The sequence below is a fragment of the Leptothermofonsia sp. ETS-13 genome (assembly GCF_049200465.1).
Lineage (GTDB): Bacteria > Cyanobacteriota > Cyanobacteriia > Leptolyngbyales > Leptolyngbyaceae > Leptothermofonsia.
On the sequence record NZ_CP120836.1, the window covers coordinates 3660486 to 3682933 of the forward strand.

The 22448-nt window shown below is 49.9% G+C and carries 17 protein-coding genes and 1 pseudogene; 7 read left to right on the forward strand and 11 right to left on the reverse strand.

Annotated features, from left to right (window positions below; genetic code table 11):
- Nucleotides 1-204 precede the first annotated feature (204 nt).
- On the forward strand, nt 205-3195 hold the full coding sequence (locus P4D80_RS16635) for a pre-peptidase C-terminal domain-containing protein (RefSeq protein WP_421655132.1): 2991 nt from the start codon (nt 205-207) through the stop codon (nt 3193-3195).
- A gap of 336 nt (nt 3196-3531) precedes the next feature.
- On the opposite strand, the gene P4D80_RS16640 is transcribed toward P4D80_RS16635, so the two are convergent.
- Nucleotides 3532-3777, reverse strand: coding sequence for a hypothetical protein (locus tag P4D80_RS16640; RefSeq protein WP_421655133.1), 246 nt, complete (start codon nt 3775-3777; stop codon nt 3532-3534).
- A gap of 209 nt (nt 3778-3986) precedes the next feature.
- The gene (locus P4D80_RS16645) at nt 3987-4964 is read right to left on the reverse strand and encodes a WD40 repeat domain-containing protein (RefSeq protein WP_421655134.1); all 978 of its coding nucleotides are present in this window, start codon (nt 4962-4964) and stop codon (nt 3987-3989) included.
- 872 nt (nt 4965-5836) lie between these two features.
- Between P4D80_RS16645 and P4D80_RS16650 the strand changes: the two genes are divergently transcribed.
- Complete coding sequence (locus tag P4D80_RS16650; protein WP_421655136.1) at nt 5837-6829, forward strand: sigma-70 family RNA polymerase sigma factor; 993 nt, start codon at nt 5837-5839, stop codon at nt 6827-6829.
- 15 nt (nt 6830-6844) lie between these two features.
- Here the strand turns inward: P4D80_RS16650 and P4D80_RS16655 are convergent.
- The 7 genes and pseudogenes from P4D80_RS16655 to P4D80_RS16685 form a co-directional block, all read right to left on the reverse strand.
- A pseudogene (locus P4D80_RS16655) lies at nt 6845-7066 on the reverse strand (transposase); the annotation flags it as partial.
- 261 nt (nt 7067-7327) lie between these two features.
- Nucleotides 7328-9733 (reverse strand): ABC transporter substrate-binding protein, encoded by a 2406-nt coding sequence (locus tag P4D80_RS16660; RefSeq protein ID WP_421655138.1) that lies wholly within the window; start codon nt 9731-9733, stop codon nt 7328-7330.
- Between the two features lie 155 nt (nt 9734-9888).
- On the reverse strand, nt 9889-10350 hold the full coding sequence (locus tag P4D80_RS16665; RefSeq protein WP_421655139.1) for a hypothetical protein: 462 nt from the start codon (nt 10348-10350) through the stop codon (nt 9889-9891).
- Between the two features lie 293 nt (nt 10351-10643).
- Nucleotides 10644-12038, reverse strand: coding sequence for a serine/threonine protein kinase (locus P4D80_RS16670; protein WP_421655140.1), 1395 nt, complete (start codon nt 12036-12038; stop codon nt 10644-10646).
- A gap of 32 nt (nt 12039-12070) precedes the next feature.
- The gene (locus P4D80_RS16675) at nt 12071-13150 is read right to left on the reverse strand and encodes a DUF1822 family protein (protein ID WP_421655141.1); all 1080 of its coding nucleotides are present in this window, start codon (nt 13148-13150) and stop codon (nt 12071-12073) included.
- Nucleotides 13147-13728, reverse strand: a complete 582-nt coding sequence (locus P4D80_RS16680) for a sigma factor (RefSeq protein WP_421655142.1) — start codon at nt 13726-13728, stop codon at nt 13147-13149. The genes P4D80_RS16675 and P4D80_RS16680 overlap by 4 nt, the downstream gene beginning before the upstream one ends.
- Nucleotides 13729-13786: 58 nt before the next feature.
- The gene (locus P4D80_RS16685) at nt 13787-14053 is read right to left on the reverse strand and encodes a hypothetical protein (RefSeq protein WP_421655143.1); all 267 of its coding nucleotides are present in this window, start codon (nt 14051-14053) and stop codon (nt 13787-13789) included.
- 198 nt (nt 14054-14251) lie between these two features.
- On the opposite strand from P4D80_RS16685, the gene P4D80_RS16690 reads away from it, so the two are divergent.
- Complete coding sequence (locus tag P4D80_RS16690) at nt 14252-14797, forward strand: nuclear transport factor 2 family protein (RefSeq protein ID WP_421655144.1); 546 nt, start codon at nt 14252-14254, stop codon at nt 14795-14797.
- A gap of 284 nt (nt 14798-15081) precedes the next feature.
- On the opposite strand, the gene P4D80_RS16695 is transcribed toward P4D80_RS16690, so the two are convergent.
- Nucleotides 15082-16302, reverse strand: a complete 1221-nt coding sequence (locus P4D80_RS16695) for a phosphoglycerate kinase (protein ID WP_421655145.1) — start codon at nt 16300-16302, stop codon at nt 15082-15084.
- Nucleotides 16303-16430: 128 nt separating this feature from the next.
- Between P4D80_RS16695 and P4D80_RS16700 the strand changes: the two genes are divergently transcribed.
- Complete coding sequence (locus P4D80_RS16700) at nt 16431-16856, forward strand: universal stress protein (protein ID WP_421655146.1); 426 nt, start codon at nt 16431-16433, stop codon at nt 16854-16856.
- Nucleotides 16857-16858: 2 nt separating this feature from the next.
- On the forward strand, nt 16859-17701 hold the full coding sequence (gene ylqF / locus P4D80_RS16705; RefSeq protein WP_421655147.1) for a ribosome biogenesis GTPase YlqF: 843 nt from the start codon (nt 16859-16861) through the stop codon (nt 17699-17701).
- A gap of 68 nt (nt 17702-17769) precedes the next feature.
- On the opposite strand, the gene P4D80_RS16710 is transcribed toward ylqF, so the two are convergent.
- Nucleotides 17770-19068: a tetratricopeptide repeat protein gene (locus P4D80_RS16710; protein WP_421655148.1), complete on the reverse strand. Its 1299-nt coding sequence runs from the start codon at nt 19066-19068 to the stop codon at nt 17770-17772.
- Nucleotides 19069-19597: 529 nt separating this feature from the next.
- Between P4D80_RS16710 and P4D80_RS16715 the strand changes: the two genes are divergently transcribed.
- On the forward strand, nt 19598-21151 hold the full coding sequence (locus tag P4D80_RS16715) for a rhomboid family intramembrane serine protease (protein WP_421655149.1): 1554 nt from the start codon (nt 19598-19600) through the stop codon (nt 21149-21151).
- Nucleotides 21152-21525: 374 nt separating this feature from the next.
- The gene (locus P4D80_RS16720) at nt 21526-22416 is read left to right on the forward strand and encodes an ABC transporter permease (RefSeq protein WP_421655150.1); all 891 of its coding nucleotides are present in this window, start codon (nt 21526-21528) and stop codon (nt 22414-22416) included.
- The last annotated feature ends 32 nt before the right edge of the window (nt 22417-22448 follow it).

The following is a 22448-nucleotide window of genomic DNA, read 5'->3' on the forward strand; positions in this document are numbered from 1 at the left end:
CATCATAACTGAGCAGTTATTTCTGCCATCCTGCACTAGAGCCAGTATCGCCAACTTTGTAAAGATATATAACTTTTAGCAAAACTCCTGTCTTCGAGTCAGACAAATCCTCAACGGCTCTCAGGCCCAGCGATGGAGCCATCAGGAGCCATGGGTTCCCTGTGCTCGTTTTATCCATCCGACTCTGACAAAGGCAGGTAAAGCATGTTTGCCCCCGATAAATCGACGAATCGCTTCGACGTTTGTAATCCTTACACTCCTAATGCGGGTTCCCTGGGCTCTAAGGCTACGGCTTTGCTCAAACCTGGAGCATTGCCAGGACTCAGCGATGCGCTTCAGGACATTCCTCAAATTTCGCGCTCCAGTGCGCCTCCGCCCAATAACCCACCGGGAATCAGTGATTTCATCTCGACTTCAATCATTTCCACCGATCTGATTGATTCCATCTCTATCCATCCCTTCTTTTCGGATAACTACACCTTTGGGGCAAACAACCTGGGCACACTGCAAGGACTCCGCACCGCTGTCAACTTTGTCGGTAGCAGCGATACCCGGGATTACTTCCGGTTTCACCTTGACGCCACAACACGGTTCAACCTGTCCCTCACTGGAATGACCGCCGATGCTGACGTTCAGCTTCTGGATGGCGATGGCAATCTGATTGCTGGGTCTTACCAGGGAGGCACCAGTGACGAAGCCATCAACCGGGCGTCTCTGGCTGTTGGAGACTATTATGTGCGCGTCTACCAGTACAGTGGCAATACCAACTACACTCTCAACATTTCTGCCAACTACCCCAGCAACCTGTTGCCCACCGAAACAAACCTGGGAACGTTGACTTCGGGTGTTGCCAGCAACTCCAGCGGATTCATTAGCACCACCAACACCACTGATGTATACCGCTTTAATCTGGGCAGCACTGGCAACCTCAACCTGGCATTAAATGGTTTGAGTGCCGATGCGGATGTCCGGATCATCCGGGATGCAAACAGCAACGGCATCGTTGACATTGGCGAGGAGATTATCCGCTCAGCCAATGGCGGCAGCACAGCCGAGTCAATCAACCTCCAGGGTTTGGGAGCAGGCAGTTACTTTGCCCAGGTTTATCAGTGGAGTGGCACCACCAGCAGCACCAGCTATAACCTCAGCCTGACCGCTTATAGCGGATTGGGTTGGGCGACAGAACCCAACAATACCCTGGGAAATGCTTACAACCTGCGTACGTTGAATGGTAGCCGCAGTTTTTCGGGTTGGGTCAGTGGCAATTCCAGCTACTTCTATGACGCCAATGACTATTACCGCTTTAGCCTGGGTACGGACAGCAACTTTAGCCTGTCGCTCAGCGGTTTGAGCGCCGATGCGGATGTGCAACTCATTCGAGATGCCAACTTTAATGGCACGGTAGATGTGGGTGAAGTGATTGCCAGTTCTACCCTGGGCAGCAGTTTTTCGGAATCCATTAGCCTGAGTGGGCTGGAGGACGGCACTTATTTTGTTCGGGTTTATCCGTTTGGCGGTGCTGCGACTAGTTACACCCTGAACCTGACGGGAACGCCAGTTAACCAGTTTGCTAGCTTTAGCGTATCGGATGCGGCCAATGATGGTTCCCTTTACCGCGTATTTGAGGATGGGGCACTGCGGTTCAATTACAATTTGGCCGGAACCGCAGCGATCGCCAGTGTCCGTTTAGAAGCCATCAACGGCAGCAGCGTTACCAACCTTGGCACATGGTATGGGTCCAGTCTGACCAATGGGCTCATTAATCTGTCCAGTTTTTCCGGTATTACAACTGGTGACTACCAACTGCGGGCAGTCGCCCTCACCACTGGCGGCACCGAGTTCATCTCCGCAACCCAAAATATTCAAGTGGTGCCCTGGGCCAGAACCAATGGCACCTTCGCAGGTGAAACCCTGAATTACTCAGCGGCTGCGGGAACAGGTGCAGTCTTTTTAGGACGGGGTGGAACAGATACCCTCAACCTAGGCATTGCTCGCTCCAGCATTGCCAGCATCAACGGGCTCAGCCTCGTTTCTTTCAACCCACTCACAAATTCCACCTGGAATCAGGCATTCTTTGGCGGCACCGCGTTTGATTACCTCTCCCTCACCGACGGACGGGAGATCTACTTCCAGGGCATCGAAAATCTCCGTTTTAGCGATGGCTCTACGCTGGAATTGCAGGTACGTCCTAATGACACGTTCTACAACCAGCAGTGGAACTTGCATGTCTCTGATGTCAGCAGCGCCTGGCGCTTTAGCCGGGGTTCCAGTAATGTCTTACTGGCCTCGCTGGATACCGGAATTTTGACCGCAGCGGGGGCAACAGGCGGAATTACTGACATTTCCACGGGTCGCCTTATCACCGATTCCACCGATGATGACAACTTCGCCAACTATGGACACGGACACAGTGCCATCAGCGTGATGGCATCGACGGCAAACAACAGTTCTGGTGTGGCTGGTATTAACTGGAACAGCAATGTATATGTGACTGATGTGTACAGCGGCGTGAATTTGCAGCAAGCTATTCAAGATACGATCGCCTATGCCCGTGCCCGTAACCAGCGCGTCGTGTTCCAGGGTGGCATTCAGGGTGAAAGCTGGCTCACCAACGGCGGCACCCAGGCCCAACTGGAGCAACTGATTCAAGATAATTCAGACATTGCCTTCTTCGCGATCGCAGCCGGTAATGGAGGGCCCGGCGGCAACCTGTCCGACTCCAACTACCTGACCAGCGTTAGCGGAGTGGCTAAACTGCAAACCGGGCACAGTAACGTTATGTCAGTTGGAGCCTTGCAGCGGACGGGAACTGCAACAGTCAATGGCCTGACCAACGCTTCTGCCGTCGATCTCGCCAGCTACTCCAATCGAGGTTCTAACCTGACCATGGTGGCGGCAACCAACTCTCCGGCTATGGATAAATTCGGTAACCTGCGCACCTTTGGCGGCACCTCTGCTGCTAACCCCAACATGGCAGGAATTGCCTCCCTCGTCTGGAGCGTCAACGGCAACCTGGATGGCGGTCAACTGCGCCAGGTCATGGTTGACACCGCCATGGATCTGGGAACAGCCGGTCGAGACAATACCTTCGGTAGTGGTCTGGTCAACGCCGATGCCGCCGTCCGTCGCGCCTACACTCTGGGTCGCCAATACGATCTTGCCAATCTCTACTCCGGAGCATCCCTGTTCAGGTAGGAAGAATGAGGGGAGTAGGGCAATTGTTAGTTGTTGGTTGTTAGTCAAGTAGCAGGCGACAGGCAACGCACAACAGGCAATAGAGTGAGGAGTGAGAGGTGAAGCGAAAACTTACAACTCAAAACTTCTCACTCTTTACCCCCACTTCCTCCTTCTGGCGCCTGTGTAGAGCTATAGGTGCCAGAAGGAGGAAGTGGGGGCTACGCCCCCAGGCAGGGGGTTTCACCCCCTCCACCCCCAAGATTATCCTTAATTTAATCGTGCCTAGCGACTTAACAACTCTAAAAAAACCGGTACGAAACCGGGAACTAAATATGTTGAATTTCGTTCAATACCTTATGTCGCTGATTGCTGCTGCGATCGCCCCCATCCCCAGTCAGCCGGAGCCCCAAGCCATGACCCCTTGTACCCCCCAGCATTGAACCTGCCATTACTGTCACCGTTTCCGATTCCAGAACCCACAAACCCCTCGAAGCAACGGTTACGGTAAGAGACGGCTCTTTTCAGGAGACCCTGGAACTCAATGGCATTACCGCCGCCGGACAGATGATCTATGGTGGAGCCTTTGAACGTCCAGGTCACTACACTGTTACTGTTTCAAGAGATGGATACGCCACACTCGTGATGATGGGAGTGAACGTTAACAAAGACCAGTGCCACGTCGTCACTCGCCAGCTAACCATCGACTTGCAACCCGTCAAACCCCGGCGTGAAAGCCTGCGGTAACTGGTGCTTCACAACAGAAGCTATATATCAAAGTTGATATCAATGTGTGGATAAGTACTCATCTACTAGATACGCCCCTTTCCCATCTGCCAGATCTTGATCGTGCGGTCTTCGCTGCCACTAGCGAGGATTTTTCCATCAGGGCTGAGGGCGATCGCCAGAATGGGTTTGCTGTGTCCCGTTAAAGTATGCAACACCTTACCCGTAGTTACACTCCAAAGCTTGATCGTCCCATCCTTACTGGCACTGAAAAGCACCTTACTATCTGGGCTGAAGACGACCGATCGCACCCAATCTTTGTGACCCGTCAGCGTGCGGAGTCGATTTCCAGTGGAGAGGTCCCATAGGCGAATCGTCTTATCGGCACTGCTACTGGCGATCACTCGGCCATCGGGGCTGATAGCCGTCGAGAGGATCCAATCTTGGTGAGCCCGGATGGTTTGCCGTAGTTGATTTGTTGTGAGATCCCAAATTTTAAGGGTTCTGTCCGTTCCTCCACCGCCGCTAACCAGCGTTTGCCCATCCGGACTAAAAGCCACAGAGGTGACAAAGTCGCCATGCCCCGTCAGGGTGGTTAATCGCTCGCCGCTGGACATATCCCAAAGTTGAACCATTTTGTCCAGCGAGCCTGTGGCAAAAGTTTTACTATCGGGACTGATAGCCACTGCCCGCACCACTCCGGTAAACCCATCAATCGTTCGGATGAATTTGCCGTCACTCAATCTCCAAAGCTTGACCGTTTTATCTGTCCCAGCATGAATAATGGTTTGCCCATCGGGGCTCACCGCCAGAGCATTAACCTTTCCACCAGAGAGGGTATTGAGTACCTCACCTGTTTCCAGGTTCCAGATTTTGATGCTGCGATCGCTACTGCCACTAATGAGCGTATTACTGTCAGGGGCGATTGCCACTGCATTCACCGTATTGCCATGCCCAGAGAGGGTCTTCGCCAATTGCACTTGAAGTGCCTTTGGACTGGCGGCCAGTGCCGGGGACTCAGCTCGCAGAGACTGCAACGGTTGAAACAATATCAAGCGAATCATTCCACCTGTCGCAACTTCTGAAGCAAACGCCAAAAAGACTAAGCTGTTTGTGAGTCTTTCGAGCCATTGTTGGATTGCCATTTTTCATAACCAGGGGGAGTTGGTACTTATTAAATCACATCCTGATCCACTTCCCATGCTCTACAGTTAAGGCTTTCAAGCGAACCAGCTCATTCATGATTCTGTGATTTTAACCGCCAGACAGGCTTCAAACAACCACTCCAGAGCCAGGAGAAAAGAAAGCAATTCTACCTACTCTACGCGTTCAATCAAATTCCACAGATAAGTAGCTATAGCGATCCTTTTTGAAATTTGAACGGGGTGCAGGGGTTCCACCCCTGCGTGGGGGCGCAGCCCCACTCCCCCCTTTACCAATTAATGATGACTACCTACTTAGCTATAGCGATCCTATTTGGATTGTGAGAAGAAGTTCCGCAGGAAGTCCTTCTCAAAAAGCCTCTCCATCTCACAACTGATTTAGGACTGCTATAGACGCAATTAAATTGAGGATGATTTCGGGGGTAGAGGGAGTTTCACCCCCTGCCGGGGCGCAGCCCCACTCCCCCTTCATACAGTTAATTATGCCTATCTACTTAAATCAAACTCCCAGAAATGCGATCGCCCAACTGTTTTTAAAACCTGATCGATAAGCCAGGCTCTAATTGGATAAATCTATAAATTCTGCACAGGTTTCAGCAAATGGTGCAAAATTTTAAGAACTTGTTATAAACTTGCAAATGCTCAACCGAACACACAAAAAAATTCAAAAAAAACTTCCAGAAAAGGTGAACACATTCGCAAATGTTTGCTAAAGTTGGAGGCAATTTTACGCCAATTCCTGAGAGTGTATGTGAGCGAGTATGAGTGCCAATTTGCCTTCTGATCCGAGCAAAACAGATGTTATTGAATCGGATCCCATTGCTGATATCGACTTCGCGATCGATTTAACCGAAATTGAGGACATTGAAGCGGTCGATTCAGTCAAAGATAAGTCTTCCTATAAACCAACCAAAGCAGAACGGCTGGGCCTTACCGATGATTCCGTTGGGCTATTTTTGCGCGAAATGGCACGCTACCCACTGTTAACCCAGGCACAAGAAATTGAATTGGCTCGGGAAATTGCAAAGGGGGGACCACGGGCAGAGCAAGCAAAACGGAAATTAGTTCGAGCAAATCTTCGACTGGTAGTTTCGATCGCCAAAAAATATCTCAACCGTGGCGTTCCTTTCCTCGATTTAATTCAGGAAGGTGCAATGGGATTGATGCGTGCCGCTGAAAAGTTTGATTACGAGCGTGGCTATAAATTTTCGACCTACGCATACTGGTGGATTCGGCAAGGAATTACCCGTGCGATCGCTTCCCAATCTCGTACCGTCCGTCTACCAGTTCACATGGTTGAAAAGCTGAACCAAATTCGCAAAGCCCGTCAGGTACTTTCGCAGGAACTGGGGCGTAAACCAACTAAGCAGGAGCTCGCCGCTGCCCTTGAGCTGGATGAAGATAAGCTGGAACAGGTTCTGGATGTAAGTCAGGGCACCCTTTCACTCCATGCCTGGGTCGGGCGGGAAGAAGATACAGAATTGATGCAACTGATCGAGGATTCAGACAACGTTGCTCCCAACGAACACCTGGATCACAAATTGCTGTGTGATCGCCTCAACTCCGTTTTAAATCACCTGAGCGATCGCGAACGAGACATCATCAAACTCCGATTTGGACTCGCCGATGGACAGCACTATACCCTGACCGAAATTGGTGAGCTCTATCACCTATCACGAGAGCGTGTGCGTCAGATTCAGGCAAAGGCCATGCGTAAACTGCGCCATCCTCGTAGACAGGCGTTGCTCAAAGATTGGATTCGGTAAAGGAAGAAGTTAACGTCAGTTCGGGTTAAGCAGAAGCAGGCAAAGCAGTATCAATAATGAGTGAAGAATGAGTGAAGGCTTCTTCGGCTGATGACAGTAGGCAATCAAACCGCAGACTAAGTTGACCAAGCAGTTAACTGGAGAACGGTGACGAGAATGTTCAATCTGAGAAATGTTCTTCAACTGATCAATCACAGACTCAACCACTGCCCGTCGGCGCAGGAGCAGCTTATCAACTGTATCTATTCCGTCCCTCCTTATCCTGAACTCACGTTAAGTAGGTATAGCTCTATGCGGGTGCATTAGGACATTGGGATTAGAGAGGGAGTGGGGGCTTCGCCCCCAGCCAGGGGTTCCACCCCTGCACCCTGTCCTAACCACAATGACTACCGCTATAGTCATAATTAATTGGTAAAGGGAGGAGTAGGGGCTGTGCCCCCGGGCAAGGAGGTTCACCCCCTCCACCCCCGAAATGATTCTTAATTTAATTGCGCCTAGTTACTTATTTAATGGCACAAAATCATAGCCTGTTGGCGATTGCGCATCGGGTTGAACTCTGACCAAAACGCCAATTCCGGGAACGATCTGGCGTTCACCGGAGGGAAGAAATTGAACGGTTCCACTGGCTCCCTGCGTGGAGAAGTCCGGACTTCTGAGGATATCTTTGAGTCCCTGGCGCGTCTGGTTTTGCTGAAGGGCGGTTGCGATCGCCCATACTGCATCATAGGTCATTGCTGTCCGCCAGTTCACTTTGCCGCCCCAGCGTTGGATAGCAAGGTGAGGAAAGGGATTTTCCGGTAATGCAGCAGGATGCCAGGGAACCACTAAGGTCAAACCGCTGACGGCGGCTTTTCCAAATAATGTTTCAGCCGTGTAGGGAGTTGGACTGCCAAACAGGGGAAGCCTGCCTTGATTAGCCTGGGCCATTTCCACCACTTTGCGAACCCGGTCTACATGGGGTGCTAGTAGCAGTGTATTGGCATCGCGACTGATGATCTGGGCGATCGCAGTCCTAGGTTCAAAGGATGGATCAGAAAAGTCGCAATTGACATTGATAAAGGTGATTTTCTTTTTCAGTAGAGCAGTTGTGAACTGATTCCGAAAGGACTCGTTATCCGGAGCCGCCTCATCAGAACAGATAGCCACTTTCGCATGCGGAACAGCTTGGCGAATGTACTCTGCTAATTTATCGGCAACATACCAGATGCTGGGAACCATGCGAAAGATGTACTTGCCGCTGGAAGAGAGCTTGTCAGAAAAACTGGTGGGGGTAATCATCACCAGTTCTCCCTGGTTGTATACAGGAGCTGCTGCCACGGAAGCATCACTGGCGTTGTGCCCAATGACCGCTAACATTTGTGGATTTTTGACAAAAGTGACGGCAATGCGTCTGGCGATGTCAGGATGATTATCATCATTTGCAATGGTCACTTTCAGCGGTTTTCCCTGAATTCCCCCTCTGAGATTAATTTCATCCTGGGCTTGGGCGACACCGCGCAGCATTTCCTGGGCCACATCCAGATTACTGCCAATAGGAACAACCGCTGCCACCTCAAAAGCGGGGCGATCGCCAATTCGGGCATTGTTGAGATAGATAACCGTTTCTGGATCGTTGCGATTTTGGCGCAAGGAATTTTCAAACTTGCTGACCGCTTGCGGATAGCCTTTCCACCAGAGGGTCTGCACACCCGCAATTTTGTCTGGTGTTTGGACGGATGGAATCAAAATTTTTTCTCCCTTGCTGAGGCGGTTACGAAACTGAACCGTATCAACCAGGAACCCGGCAGCGATTGCCGCAATTACCGCACCAGCTACAGCCAGAACCCCTTTCTTCCAATGAACGGGACGGGGATATTTTAGTTCAGGGGCCAATGGGTTTTGAAAAATTACGGGTAGCCAAGAAGCACAGGGAAACTCATGTTCCATATCCTTTCTGAGCCGCAGTCGAGCAACTTGAACCGCAGTATAGAAGGGTTCTCCTCGCGCAAAGGCTTCCAGAAAATGGCGGGCAAATCGTTGGGCAACCACATCGGGAATTGGTTCCCGCATCACAATCATGTAGGGAATCTTTAAATCGGTCAAATATTTCGCTAATCCCAATCCATCACAGGAATTAAAAATGGCCAGTTGTAAACCATGGGCGATCGCCCGCCGCAACGCATCTTTCAGTTCATCCAGTGTCAGGCTTTCCTGAGCGTTGATGTAGATCCGTCCCTGTTCTCCCTGGGTTTCACTGTGTCCTGCAAAGAAGAGAATGTCCCAGGGCTGTTTCCAGAGGTGGTCATCAATCTGGTGGCGATCAGGTTCCACCAGAAATGTCACCGCTGCTCCCGGTAATGCCTCCAGCAACTGGCAGTCTTCCTTGATATTGAGGTCAGCATTGTTTCCTAAAATTGCCAGAATTTTGACTGGGCTTCTCAGCCGTTTAGAGTAAGGTTCTGTTTCAGCACACAGGGTAATTTCAGTCTGGGGATAACACTCCTGAAAGAAGCTCCATAAATGCCAGGGAAACCGGCGCAACTGAGAATTTTGAGTTTGCAAAATAAACCGTGCTGGTTCGGATGAGCCGATCGCTCTGAGTAATTTTCGCTCCAGACTACGCACTGCTGGCTGATTCAACCACTCGTTTAAACCCACCTCCAGCACATTTGCCGCAGCTTCGCATTCTTCGATGTTGGAAACATTTGTAATCTGAGAGGGGGGAACAGTAATGCGCTGAATGACCCCCAGGCGGCGATAAATATCTTGCCACTGATTGTAATATTCATGGATTTGGGGTGCAGGCGGAAACTTTCCCCGCACTTCCCGGTAATGGGGCTGAGCAGTTTCCCAGATTCGAATGGTGACTGGAAACCCCTGCTCGAAACTACCTTCTTCGATGTTGAAGACAACCCGCTTGGCCATAGGTGTTTACCATCTGGGCTTTTATAGCGTCACAAATAGTTTGTGAACAAAGGGGGCTTCGCCCCCACCCCTGCACCCCGTTTAAATTTCAAGAAGGATCGCTATAGCCAGGGAACGGATACAGAAATCCATGCTGAACTCAAAGGATCATTTGCCTAAAGTTGTCCATCGATACGTGCTTCACGCTGACAAAGGTACCGCAGTAACCTACCCAGCGTGATCATCACTATTGTAGGAATAAACCAAATGGAAATCAGCCGTTGTCTGGCAACCCGCTCAGCTTCCCAATGTTGCCCTGTATCATGGCGAACCCGCAAAGCTTCTCCTTGAATGATTGCTTTAGACATGAAAGGATTGAAAAGAGCATCAATTTCTGTTCCTTTCGGAAACTGATCGAGTAAGTCCTTTGAACTATGGATGCCTGTCTTTGACGAAACTATGGGAATCAGTCGTTCTTCCTGTCCTTCTATGGTTCCAACTAACCAATAGCGTGCCAGGCTACCGTCATCACTGTAGATTGCATCCGTCACCTTGAATTTGACAGGACGATAGAGCGAAGATGTACTGCAAATAACCAAACGATTACAGATAGAACCCATCCATAGAAAGGTCCACATTGTTGCCAGGGATATTAAGATGTTGGAAGTCCTGCGGCTAAATTTTTTCATTGAAACTTCCCCTGAGTTTTTGGACAAGTTTGAACATTTTTCAAATCATTTTTTTGATTTTGAGAATTTGTGTTTCAAGCTATTCTTACCCCTCCCCAACCCCTCCCTGACGCAGAGAGGGACTTTCAATTCTTCTACTTTCCTTGTGGGGAAGGGGATTGGGGAGTCAGGTTAACGTGAAGACAAAAACTGAGTTAGAATCAATCACTGATTGCTGATGCATTACATGAATCAACGATGATTCAAACCGCATATGTAGTGTAGTTTTCATATTGAATTTCAAGCCCAGTCCACTCATTTAACTCATCACACAACCATTGAATTTCTGCTCGATTGCCGGTGATATAGAAGAAATCCGAACAACAATTAAGACTTAAACGGTATTTAGGAACGTCGTTATGCCCTGCATGAATAGTTTTGAGTTGCATCTGAGGAATTTTCATATCTTCTTTGGACTGATTGGCAATGACATCAACCGTAATTGAGTGCCCCTTGTGTTGCAGTGTGAGATTGTAGGATGGGGTATACGGTTTACTGCTTCTGGAACAAAGAGATCCTGCGATCGCCACACCCAGCACCCAGAGGAAAAAACCGATCCATCCCAGGTAGGCCACACCCAGAAAAAGACCTAAAACACTACTAGAACACCCCAAACCACTCAAACAACCATGTTGATTTTTTCGACTGTCAATTTCCCCACTTCCAAACTTATTTGCGGGAACCGTGATCTTAAGGACTTCTGGTGTTTTCTGAAGCTGGATTTTGGAACCTGGATCACCGATGCCAACGGCAAACGGTTGAGCGGGTGAATAGATTAGCCGTTCCTGAAAGCCCTGGTGTAAGGGCTGAAGCGCTTCTGTTGCTGAAGCGGGCCTCTTAGATAAGTCGGGATGGGTTAGCCACTGAATCCAGTGAACGAAAGGGTGACCCAGTGTTGCGCATGACTCAAACTGGATCTGTAAATCTTTCTGAGGTAAATCAGCAGGATCTTGACCCGTTGCCAGATAAATCAACGTTGCACCCACGCTATATAAATCAGAAGCAGGGAGCGATCGCCCACCAAACTGTTCAGGTGGCATATAGCCATAAGTGCCGACAACAGTGATAGTTCCACCCTGCTGTGCGGTTTGGACTGAACCAAAGTCAATCAGATAAATTTGCCCGGCACTATTGCCACTGCGATTTCTGAGTAACACATTACCGGGTTTGATATCTCGATGAATCACAGGTGGTTGGCGGGTATGAAGGTACTCCAAAACTTCTAACAACTGGGTTGCAATCTCTTTTAACTCTGCTTCACCAAATGTGCAGCCACATTGCACCCATTCCCGCAGCGATCGTGCCTCAATATAACTTTGCACCAGTGCAAATCCTTTGCCCAGTTCAGTCTCCATTTCAAAGGAGTCGAGATATTGGGGAATTGCTGGATGGTCAAGAGATTGGAGGGTTTGTGCTTCACGCTCAAACAGTTTTAGATCATCCCAGGTAAAGTCAGGACCAAACAGCAATAGTTTGATAACAACCAGCGATCGCGTTTCTAAATCGGTTGCCAGAAAGGTTCTGCGTCCCGTTTTGCGACCGATTAGAGATTCAATTTTGTAGCGATCGTGCAAAATTTGATGAATGAGATGATTCATTGCTTTCACACTAATTAATTCAACTGATTAATTCAAACGACAAAACTTTCAGTGATGCTGGCCTCTGCCAAACTGACCCTAACCTGAAAATGTTCTCCCAGTTCAGCGCAGAATTTTAGCTGGATATAGTCATCGCGATCGCGGGATTCCGTTTCCAAAAAGGATTTATTGTCTTGCAGTCCAGCCAGCCGCAGGCCGGGAGGAAGGTAACGCCGGTTTCCCATCGGATACACCCGCAGCAAAATTGCAACAGTCTGATCGGGTTTGCGTAAAACGGCAACCATGAGTGCGATCGCCTTTCCTGCAAGCTGTATCCCTAAATCCATCACTCGCCTTACGCCACTGGCCGGATTATCCGGATCAATAGTCCATAACCTTTCAGCCGCTTTCCAGCGAGTTTCCTCATCATCAGTGGACTGGATCAGGTGAACCATTTCTGCGGAAAGCTCCGCTACTGCTGCTCCTAAATTTGAAGTTTCCTGATCAGACTCACCCAGAAAAACAACCGCAGGAGCCTTGTTAGCAAATAGTTCTTCAACCATTTGCCAGTTAGTTTCAAAGATGTTGTTAAACCATTGACTTAATTGTGTAACATGCTGTTCTTTAGCGTTATTCAATTCCTGGAGATGAATCAGTAACGCGTCAAGAGATTGCAACTGATTAATCGGCAAAATACTGGCTTCTACTTTGGGTACAAAGCCGAGGATCGTTCCGCTGCGGTGATCATCATCAATCTGGACAACGACATAACCGATTCGATCTTCCCGAACTTCTGGTGGAATCAAACAGTGGGATTCACCTGCTTGAATTGGGCGACATTCCAGACTGCCAATCCCTGTAATCGATAAATCAGCCACATCTGTACAGAGGCGATCGCCATAATGCCAGCTATCACTCGCCTCTAAGTTTGTCGGAATGTCCATCATTTGCAGGTAAACATTTACAGCCTGAACTGCCAGCATATTCAGGTAGACCTGCATTACTTTCTCCTGCGTTGGTTGTTCTTGAGCGAATTGCCTGGCGAGTTGTCGATTGGCAGGAGAGATGGGAATGGAAATAACCAGGTTGGTGGAATAAAGCATGGGACGGTAGTCGTGAGGAATGGAAATCATTCATTGGAGTCAAGAAACCCTCGCAATCGAGGTTTACATTCGCGACAGTAAAAATTGCTGAGGGTGGAGATTGGCACTCCAAACTTCTGAGATAGCTGTTCCCAGGTTTTTTCAGGAGGAAGACGATACAGAATTAAAATCTGACAGTTGATATCGGGACGATCTCGGACATGAACACGACGCAATCTGGAACTTTCTTGCTGAACCCACAATCGAATCTTTTCCAAAGCCAGGGAAGGTAAGCGTGGGGGCTGTGGGAGGCTTGATAAATTCTCTACTGAATCATGGGATGGGCTGCTCTCCCTGTAGAGATCTAGCAGCTTATGTTTCAGCACGAAATTGATCCAGGTAATGAAGCCAGCTCTTTGAGGATCGTAAGTTTCAATCCTTTGGCAAATATGCAACCAGGTTTGCTGAAGGGCTTCTTCGTAATAGTCCCCAGGTGCATTCCCCCCCCTCCAGAGACTGCCCGATCGCTGAACCCTCTGTACAAGCTGAGTCAATTTTTGCTGCCGTTCCAGGCTCCCGCGTGGATAGTTACCCGCTTCTATTGCAAGTTGATCTAGTTCATTGCACATACGGTTGGTTTGATGTAAAGCGGAGGGGGGCATCATGATTTCCACCGGCTGTATCTACTCAATCTCTGAATTGCTCTATGGGCTTATCAGTGCATTGAGGAAGTTTACCTGGAAATTTACAAATCTTTACTGCTTTAAAATAGGGACTGAATCCTATAGCCATAGCCACACTCTGTCCCCTCTCCAGGCCCTCCCCGCATCGGCTGTCGTGTATATCAGCTCCCATTGCGATTAGTTCCCCATTGACCAGTTCATAGCGGGTATCGGTGCCATCCTGATAAAACAGATATTCTTCAAAGGTGAAGTGTTTGGTCGTGATGGTCATCTTATATAGAGTTCTTATCTTTTCTTCTAGTGGTATAGACGGTGACAGAAGTGATGGGGTGTGAATGATGTGTGATTGATTTTTCCATCCAGGGCTCCCTCACTCTGCTATTCCCTTACTCCCAACTCTTCCACTTCTCTAGTAATACCTGAGCCCAAGTTGGGTAAACTGCCAAATGAAGTGACTTAATCTCCATCTATGGCTTCAATCTGGACAACCGCGATCGCAACCAGTCTTTCTGCTGGAATCTTCACTCTGGGAACTGCTTACGCGGTAATTCCCACCCAACATTCCGTCGTTGCCCTGAATCAAAAAACAACCACCCTCAGCGAGAGCCAGATTCGCGCCATTCTGGATCAGATGCAGGCGGCCAGCAACAAACGGGATACTGAAGCCATCATGAAGTTTCTGGCCCCTAATGCCAAGGTGCAAATGACGATTGATGCCCAGGGAAAATCACAGACTATGACCCTGACGCGATCGCAGTACTACCAGTACCTTCAGCAGGGTTTTTACATTACCGAAAACTACCGGGGGCAATACTCCAATCTCAAAATTCAGGTGATGCCTGACAAGAAAGCTGCGATTGCCACCTATGTCTTAGACGAGGAAATTACCATCAAAAATCAGCCTGGTACGCTGGTGTCCTCCTCCGATGCCTCGATGAAATTTGAACTTGTAAAAGGACAGATTCTGGTCACATCCTTAAAAACCGTTTCCAGGCTTGGGTTTAAGTCAGAATGAATAGTGTTTAGTGGAGGGCATCCTAGAAAAGTAACCAGGAGGCCAGGAGTCATATAGCGACAGCCACCAAGCTGAGGACGGGGTGCAGGGGTGGAACCGCTGGCTGGGAGCAAGCCCCCCTTCCTCTCTAATTCCAATGTCCTAATGCACCCGCGTAGAGCTATGTAAGAGAGGAATGGGGAGTGGGGAGATAGAAAAATGCCCTACCCCAATTACAGTCCCTCCCATGGTAGAAGAGAACAAGGGTAGGGCGAGTGGTGTGAGGAAGAAGATTCAGCAGGCGACTAGGCTTCATCCAGCGCTGCAATTCCAGGAAGCTCTTTGCCTTCAAGCAATTCGAGGCTAGCACCACCACCGGTTGAAATGTGGCTCATTTGATCGGCCACACCGACTTTTTCAACTGCGGCAACCGAGTCTCCACCTCCAATAATGGTGGTAGTTCCGGTTTTGGTCAAGTCTGCCAGAGTACGGGCGATCGCTTCCGTTCCGACCGCAAACTTATCAAACTCAAACACACCCATTGGGCCATTCCAGATCACAGTTTTGCAATCCGCCAGAGCCTGCTGAAACACCTTCACGGAATCAGGACCAATATCCAGACCCATCCAGCCATCGGGAATGTTCTCAACACTAACGGTCTGGGTATTCGCATCCGGAGCAAAGTTATCGGCAACTACCACATCCGTTGGCAGTAACAACTCCACTCCCTTCTCTCTCGCTTTCGCTTCCAGTGACTTTGCCAGATCGAGGAACTCATCTTCTACCAGAGACTTGCCAACACTCAGTCCCCGCGCTTTGTAGAAAGTAAAGATCATACCGCCACCAATCAATAGCTTGTTCACCTTTTCCAGCAGGGTTTCGATCACCGTAATTTTACTAGAAACCTTAGAACCACCGATGATAGCGGCCAGTGGGGGCTGGGGATTTTCGATCGCTGCCTGCAAATACTTCAATTCCTTTTCAATCAGGAAACCGGCCACGGATGGCTTGAGGTAATGGGTTACACCTTCGGTAGAGGCATGGGCCCGGTGAGCCGTGCCAAAGGCATCATTAACATACAGGTCTGCCACAGAAGCCAGTTGCTTCGCAAATTCTGGATCGTTTTTCTCTTCTCCAGGGTGGAAGCGAACATTTTCTAGCAGAACCACATCACCATTTTGCATGGCAGCCACCGTGGCATTGACTTCATCACCAATGCAGTCATTTGGCTTAGCAACGGGCTTACCTAAGAGTTCTGAGAGCCGCTTTGCAACTGGAGTCAGACGAAACTTATCCTGTGCACGGGAAGCAAAATCATCCCCTTTGGGCCGCCCAAAGTGGCTAGCTAAAATGACCTTTGCGCCTTTAGAGGTGAGATCTTGAATGGTTGGCAGAGCAGCCCGAATGCGAGTATCGTCTGTGATATTGCCCTGATCATCCAGCGGAACGTTAAAATCCACCCTGACTAAAACACGCTTACCCAATAAATCAGAGGACGATAAATTTGCTACAGTCTTTTTGGCCACCGGACCAACCTCCTAGATGATCAATAAGTCTTTTTACCTATTACCATCTTCTCATAAATCTTAGGAAAGTTTTACATTTGCCCTTTGTGAGTTGAAAAGAGGGGTAGGAAAGGGATCTAAAATAATTAATGACGAAAGAATCAGAAACGATGTTTAAGACAGTTCTTTTTCCAATCGATCAAAGTCGCGAGTCGCGGCAGGCAGCAGAGACGGTTGCAGGCGTTGTCAAAGCCCATGGCAGTCGGCTGATCCTGCTATCGGTTGTGGAAGCACCCGATGGAGAAGTAGGGACTGATATCATGACATCGCCTGAGGCGATCGCCAAACTTTTGGAGAGCGCCAAAGCCATCTTCACCCAACAAGGCATTGAAGCTGAAACGATTGAGCGCGAAGGCAAACCGGCCTTTACCATCTGTGACGTTGCCGATGAGGTTGAAGCCGATTTGATCATCATGGGTTGCCGGGGTTTGGGGCTTACGGATGAAGGAGCGTCGGACAGCGTCACAAACCGGGTGATCAATCTTTCTCCTTGCCCGGTGTTGATTGTTCCATAGGTATGACCTCCCCTCCCATCCAGTGGTATCCAGGACACATTGCAAAAGCCGAAAAGGCATTACGAGAACAGCTTAAGCTCGTGGATGTGGTGCTGGAGGTGAGGGATGCCCGCATTCCCCTGGCAACAGAACATCCTCAGCTAGCCCAGTGGATTGGTAATAAAGAGCGAGTCCTGGTTCTGAATCGGTTGGATATGATTCCGACAGATGTGCGGGATCAGTGGGCTGAATGGTTCAAAGCACGGGAAGAAACGCCCTACTTCACCGATGCCCAGCATGGTAAGGGAATTGAGGCCGTCACAAAAGCGGTTCAGGCTGCGGGAGCACAAATGAACCAGCGCAGGCGCGATCGCGGTATGCTTCCCCGTCCCGTTCGCTCAGTCGTGATTGGTTTTCCAAATGTAGGCAAATCTGCCTTAATTAATCGCCTATTAAAGCGTCGAGTTGTAGAAAGTGCCCGTCGTGCTGGAGTCACCCGCCAACTGCGCTGGGTCAGAGTTTCTGACCAGATTGAACTGCTGGATGCTCCCGGTGTCTTACCTTCCCGCCTGGACGATCAGCAAGCTGCGCTCAAACTGGCCATTTGTGATGATATTGGCGAAGCCGCTTACGATAACCAGCGAGTTGCAGCCGCCCTTGTAGACCTGCTGAAACAGCTTCAGATGGAATCCGCGCTCCAGAATCGTTACGAACTGGATGCCACCTCCGGAACCGGAGAAGACTATCTCCACCATCTGGCAGAACTCCGCTACCAGAACGATCTGGAACGGGCTGCCCGCCAACTCTTAAATGATTTCCGCAAAGGCACCCTGGGAGGGATCGCCCTGGAAAGGCCACCGGGATAGGGGGGAGGGGGGATAGAGTGATTCTCTTTACATCCCTCACCCCTCACATCCCTACCCCATCACGCCTCCTACAAAAGCCTCATCTCTCGCAGGGTCTGCTCCAATCGCTCTCCCTCAGGAGAACCGTGCTGTTTGTGTAGAGCGATCGCCTGTCGGAAGGCATGGACACTTGCCATCACCTGACCCTGTTTCAATAAGGCAACGCCCAGATTTTGGTAGGCATCGGCATAGCTGGGATTGAGTTGAATGGCCTGTTGATAATGGGCGATCGCCCCTTCCAGATCTCCCATTGCTTTCAGAGTCAGTCCCAAATTGAAGTGACCTGGAGCAAAATTGGGATCGATTTCCACAGCCTGTTGAAAACAGGCTTTTGCGCCAGGTAGGTTTCCTTGTTCCTGCAACAGGCTACCCCAGTTGTTATAGGCACCCAGCTTTGAATGGGCAGAAATGGGTTGTTCGGTGGCTCTCTGGTAATGGTATTTGGCTTGAGTAGGTTGATTAAGTTGGCGATAGGCGCTTGCCAGATGGTAGTGCAGTTCATACAGCACAGGCGGTTCTACCTGGGAAGATTGCAGCCCCCGTTGCAGGAGTTCCATGCCATCTGGTAGATTGCCGCAGTCGATGTAGAGGGCTCCCAGTTTGTTACAGATATAGGAGTCATGGGGGTTCGCATCCAGGTAGCGTTCCATGATAGTGCGGGCGCGATCTAATTTGCGGCGTTGGGCGATCGCTGCTGCCCCATATCCCCCATGCCGAATCGCCACTCCTGCTAGCTCTACCACCTGCCAGTGGGGTTCCTGGTTCAAAATCGTCGTGATGGAATCATCAACCAGTTCATGATAAGGACGGGTAAACCGAATATCAGAGCGATTTCGAAATGCCCGTGAAATCAGCGATGGGGGATGGTTGCCCACTTCCTGCCGCAGAAGGGTCATAACCAGGACATCCTGTTTTTGCATCGCCTGTTTCAAGGTCGGAACAATTTCCGGCACCAGCACCTCATCGGCATCCAGCACCAGAATCCACTCACCCCTGGCATACTTCAACGACTCATTCCGAGCCGCAGAAAAATCATCACACCAATCAAAAGAATAAACTCTGGCTCCAAAGGCTCTAGCAATATCAACCGTCCCGTCTGTAGACCCCGTATCTACAACAACTATTTCATCCACAAAACCGTGGACGCTTTTTAGGCATCGAGGTAGCAAAGCTTCCTCATCTCTCACAATCATGCAAAGACTCAAGTTCATCAGTGGAGTGATGGGTGAATGGGTGGATGAGTAGATAAACGGGGAAGTGATGGAGTGACGAAGAGGTAGATGGGTAGATGAGTGGATGGGTGGATAAGCTTTGAGCTTTTGCTTCATATAGCGATCCTAGGCGTTGCTGAAAAGCAGTATGAATCGAAACGAAGTTTCGAGCATACAGCACCTATTTCATACCCAAATTCAGCAACGCGATCCTATTTGGATTGTGAGAAAGGAGGGTTTGTCAATTTTTTTGTGGCAATCCTGGAAAGGGGGTCGAGGGAATCAGGATTTTAATGAGTCAGAGACCTGTTTCTAGAACACCCCCAGAAAGGATTTTCTGCGGAATCCTTTCTCACAAAGCCTCTCAATCTCACGACTGATTTAGGACTGCTATATCTTAACTAAGTAGCTGCACCCAGTTAATTGTAAGAAGAAGAAATGGGAGCTGCGCCCCCAGGCAGCGGTTTTCACCCCATCCACTCCCAAAATTATCCTCAATTTAATTGAGTCTAGTGGACAATGGCATCAGTCCAGTAACCATAATGGTTGCCGAACTCACACTACAGAACACTAGCCGCTGTCCAGATGGGTTGGTTATGCTAACGAAGAGTCTCCATTCGGCTATCAGCTTCCCCTTGACTGGTCCGTGAGCGTTAACACCTTTCTGCTCCAACTCGTCTGCTTTTCGTGCGCTCTGATTCTGCTTCAGGCTCGGCGGATTGCGCGTGGGTGGATTTTGGTGTCAGGGGGCATTTTACTGGTGCTGGTAGGGGTGATGGTTTTAGCCCCGGCGATCGCGGGCTGGGTAAGCGGGGGACTGTGGGCAGCGCTGATAGTTGTGCCCCTGACAGGCTACGCCATGATCGGTCGTCTGGTTGCCCAGGAGCGGTTCAGACAGGCCCGAAAACTGGCAAGCTGGGTACGCTGGTTACATCCCTTAGATGGACTATTTGAGTATCCAGACATGCTGCGGGGGCTGGAATTGGGGCAGCGAGGAAAGATGGACGAAGCCATTCGGCTGTTTGAGCAGCATCAGGCAAAGACAACGATTGGAAACACGGCCAGAGCATTGCTTTACCGTATGGGCGCACGCTGGGAAGATGCGATCGCCTGGGTGCAGCAAACCCTTTCTGAGAGGGTGGCATTCAAAGACATTTCGGTTGCATTGATTTATCTGCGATCGCTGGGAGAGGTGGGGGATCTCAACGAACTTTTACATGCCGTTGAGCGGTTTGAACACCAATTTGGCCGCTGGGGTGATATAGCATCGCTGAGTCTGGGCAGGATGTTTGCCCTGGCGTTTTGCGGACAAACCGAAGAAGTCCGACAACTGTTTGAAGGGCCACTGTCCAATTACTCTGATCTGACTCGTCAGTACTGGCTGGCAACGGCTGAGTGGGCGGCTGGGAATCGGGCATTCGCTCACCAACAGTTTCTCTCTCTCCAACAACAGGTTGACCCTCTGCAAAATGCCGCGATCGCCTGGCGATTATCCCAACCCCCGATTGATCTGGATCAGGTTCTTGACCTTTCCTCGCGTAAAATCCTGATCCGACTGCGTGTGGAGACTGGGCAAGAGACTCACTACAGCCTGCGGCGAGTATTCAGGTGTCGAAAACCTTATGTGACCTATCTCTTGATTACAGCAAACCTATTCATGTTTGGGTGGGAAATAGCCTCCGGCGGTAGTGACAATCCAGAAACCCTGTATGGTCTGGGCGCACTGGTTCCAGAAGTTGTTTTTGCAGGGGAGTGGTGGCGTGTCGTCACAGCTAACTTTCTCCACCTCAATTTTCTGCACCTGCTGGCAAATATGCTGGGTCTCTATATCCTGGGACGATTCGTTGAAACCGCTCTGGGAGTCGGTCGGTTTCTGCTGATTTACGGCTTCAGTGGTGTCGGAGCAATGCTTACCGTTGCGATCGTAGCTATGGTAGCAGAAACTCCCATCTTTGTCGTTGGGGCTTCCGGTGCGGTTATGGGGCTTTTGGGCGCAATGGGAGCTATTTTTCTGCACGGTTGGCAACGCGAAAAAGCTCAAGTTGCTGGCAGACAGTTGCTCTGGCTCCTGGCACTGATTGGATTGCAAATCATTTCTGACCTGCTCATCCCAGAATCCAGCCTGGTAGGACACCTTTCAGGGTTGAGCTTCGGGTTTGTGGCAGGCTACCTGTTGTCATATCGACTTAAGCAATCTTGACAACAGATGCCCGGTGCAGGTGGTAGAAATAACTGCTCAGTTGTGATGGGGATGGGGGGATGGGTGCTCATCCAAATAACTGGCGGAAAACGTCTGCCATCCTGCACTAGTGGACGATGGCATAAGTCCAGCAACCATTGGCTTGGGGAATGGGGAGTAGGAAGGAGTCAGAATGGTATCGGTTTCCCGCCGTGCTGTACTAGTGGGTCACCAAAGGAACTTTGCCTGATTATCTAAACCCAGAAAAACCAATTCACAAGGTTTTTAAGGGGTTGCAAACCCTTAAAAATCTGCCTGGCAGACTACTAGTGACTATAGCTATAATTCAAGACTGCCAGACAACCCAAATAAGGTACAGTGCTTTTCATTTCATTATGACTGTACGCCTACCGTTCTCTCGTTTCTTTAAGTCCAGCGATCGCCCCAGCCTCTCCACACAAATGACGCAGATTGGGCTGGTGATCACCATTTTCTTTGTGGCGCTAGCGGTGCTGGCTCCGTTATTGCAAAGTATCGGTCTGTTGCAAGACCCAACCGAGTTCTTAAGCAACCCACCCCACCAGCCCCCTTCCTGGAATCACTGGTTTGGCACAACCCGCCTAGGCTACGATGTTTTTTCGCGTACTGTATTTGGGAGTCAGGCAGCGCTGCAAGTGGTGATTCTGGCAACCCTGCTGAGCCTGATGGTGGGAGTGCCACTGGGTATGGTTAGCGGGTACCTGGGCGGCAGACTGGATCGGGTGCTGCTATTTTTGATGGATACCCTCTACACGTTGCCGGGATTGCTGCTGTCTGTCACGCTGGCGTTTGTCGTTGGACGGGGCGTGGTGAATGCAGCGATCGCCCTCAGCATCTCCTACATTCCCCAGTATTACCGGGTCGTGCGTAACCATACAGTCAGTGTCAAGACTGAGCTGTTTATTGAAGCAGCCCAGGCAATGGGGGCCTCCACCGGGCACATTCTGAGGCGGTACTTATTCCTCAACGTAGTGCAAAGTGTCCCAGTCCTGTTTACCCTCAATGCAGCCGATGCTATTTTGACCTTAGGCGGTCTGGGTTTCCTGGGGTTGGGTCTGCCCGAAGAAACCCCTGAATGGGGACAGGATCTCCGTCAGGCATTGGATGGGCTTGCCACTGGTGGCATCTGGTGGACAACCCTATTTCCCGGACTCACCATGATGCTGATGGTGATGGGCCTGTCATTGCTAGGAGAGGGGTTGAATGAATGGTTGAATCCCAGGTTGCGCATCAGAAATGAGGAGTAGGGATTACAGACTAGTAGTCCGCCAAGCAGATT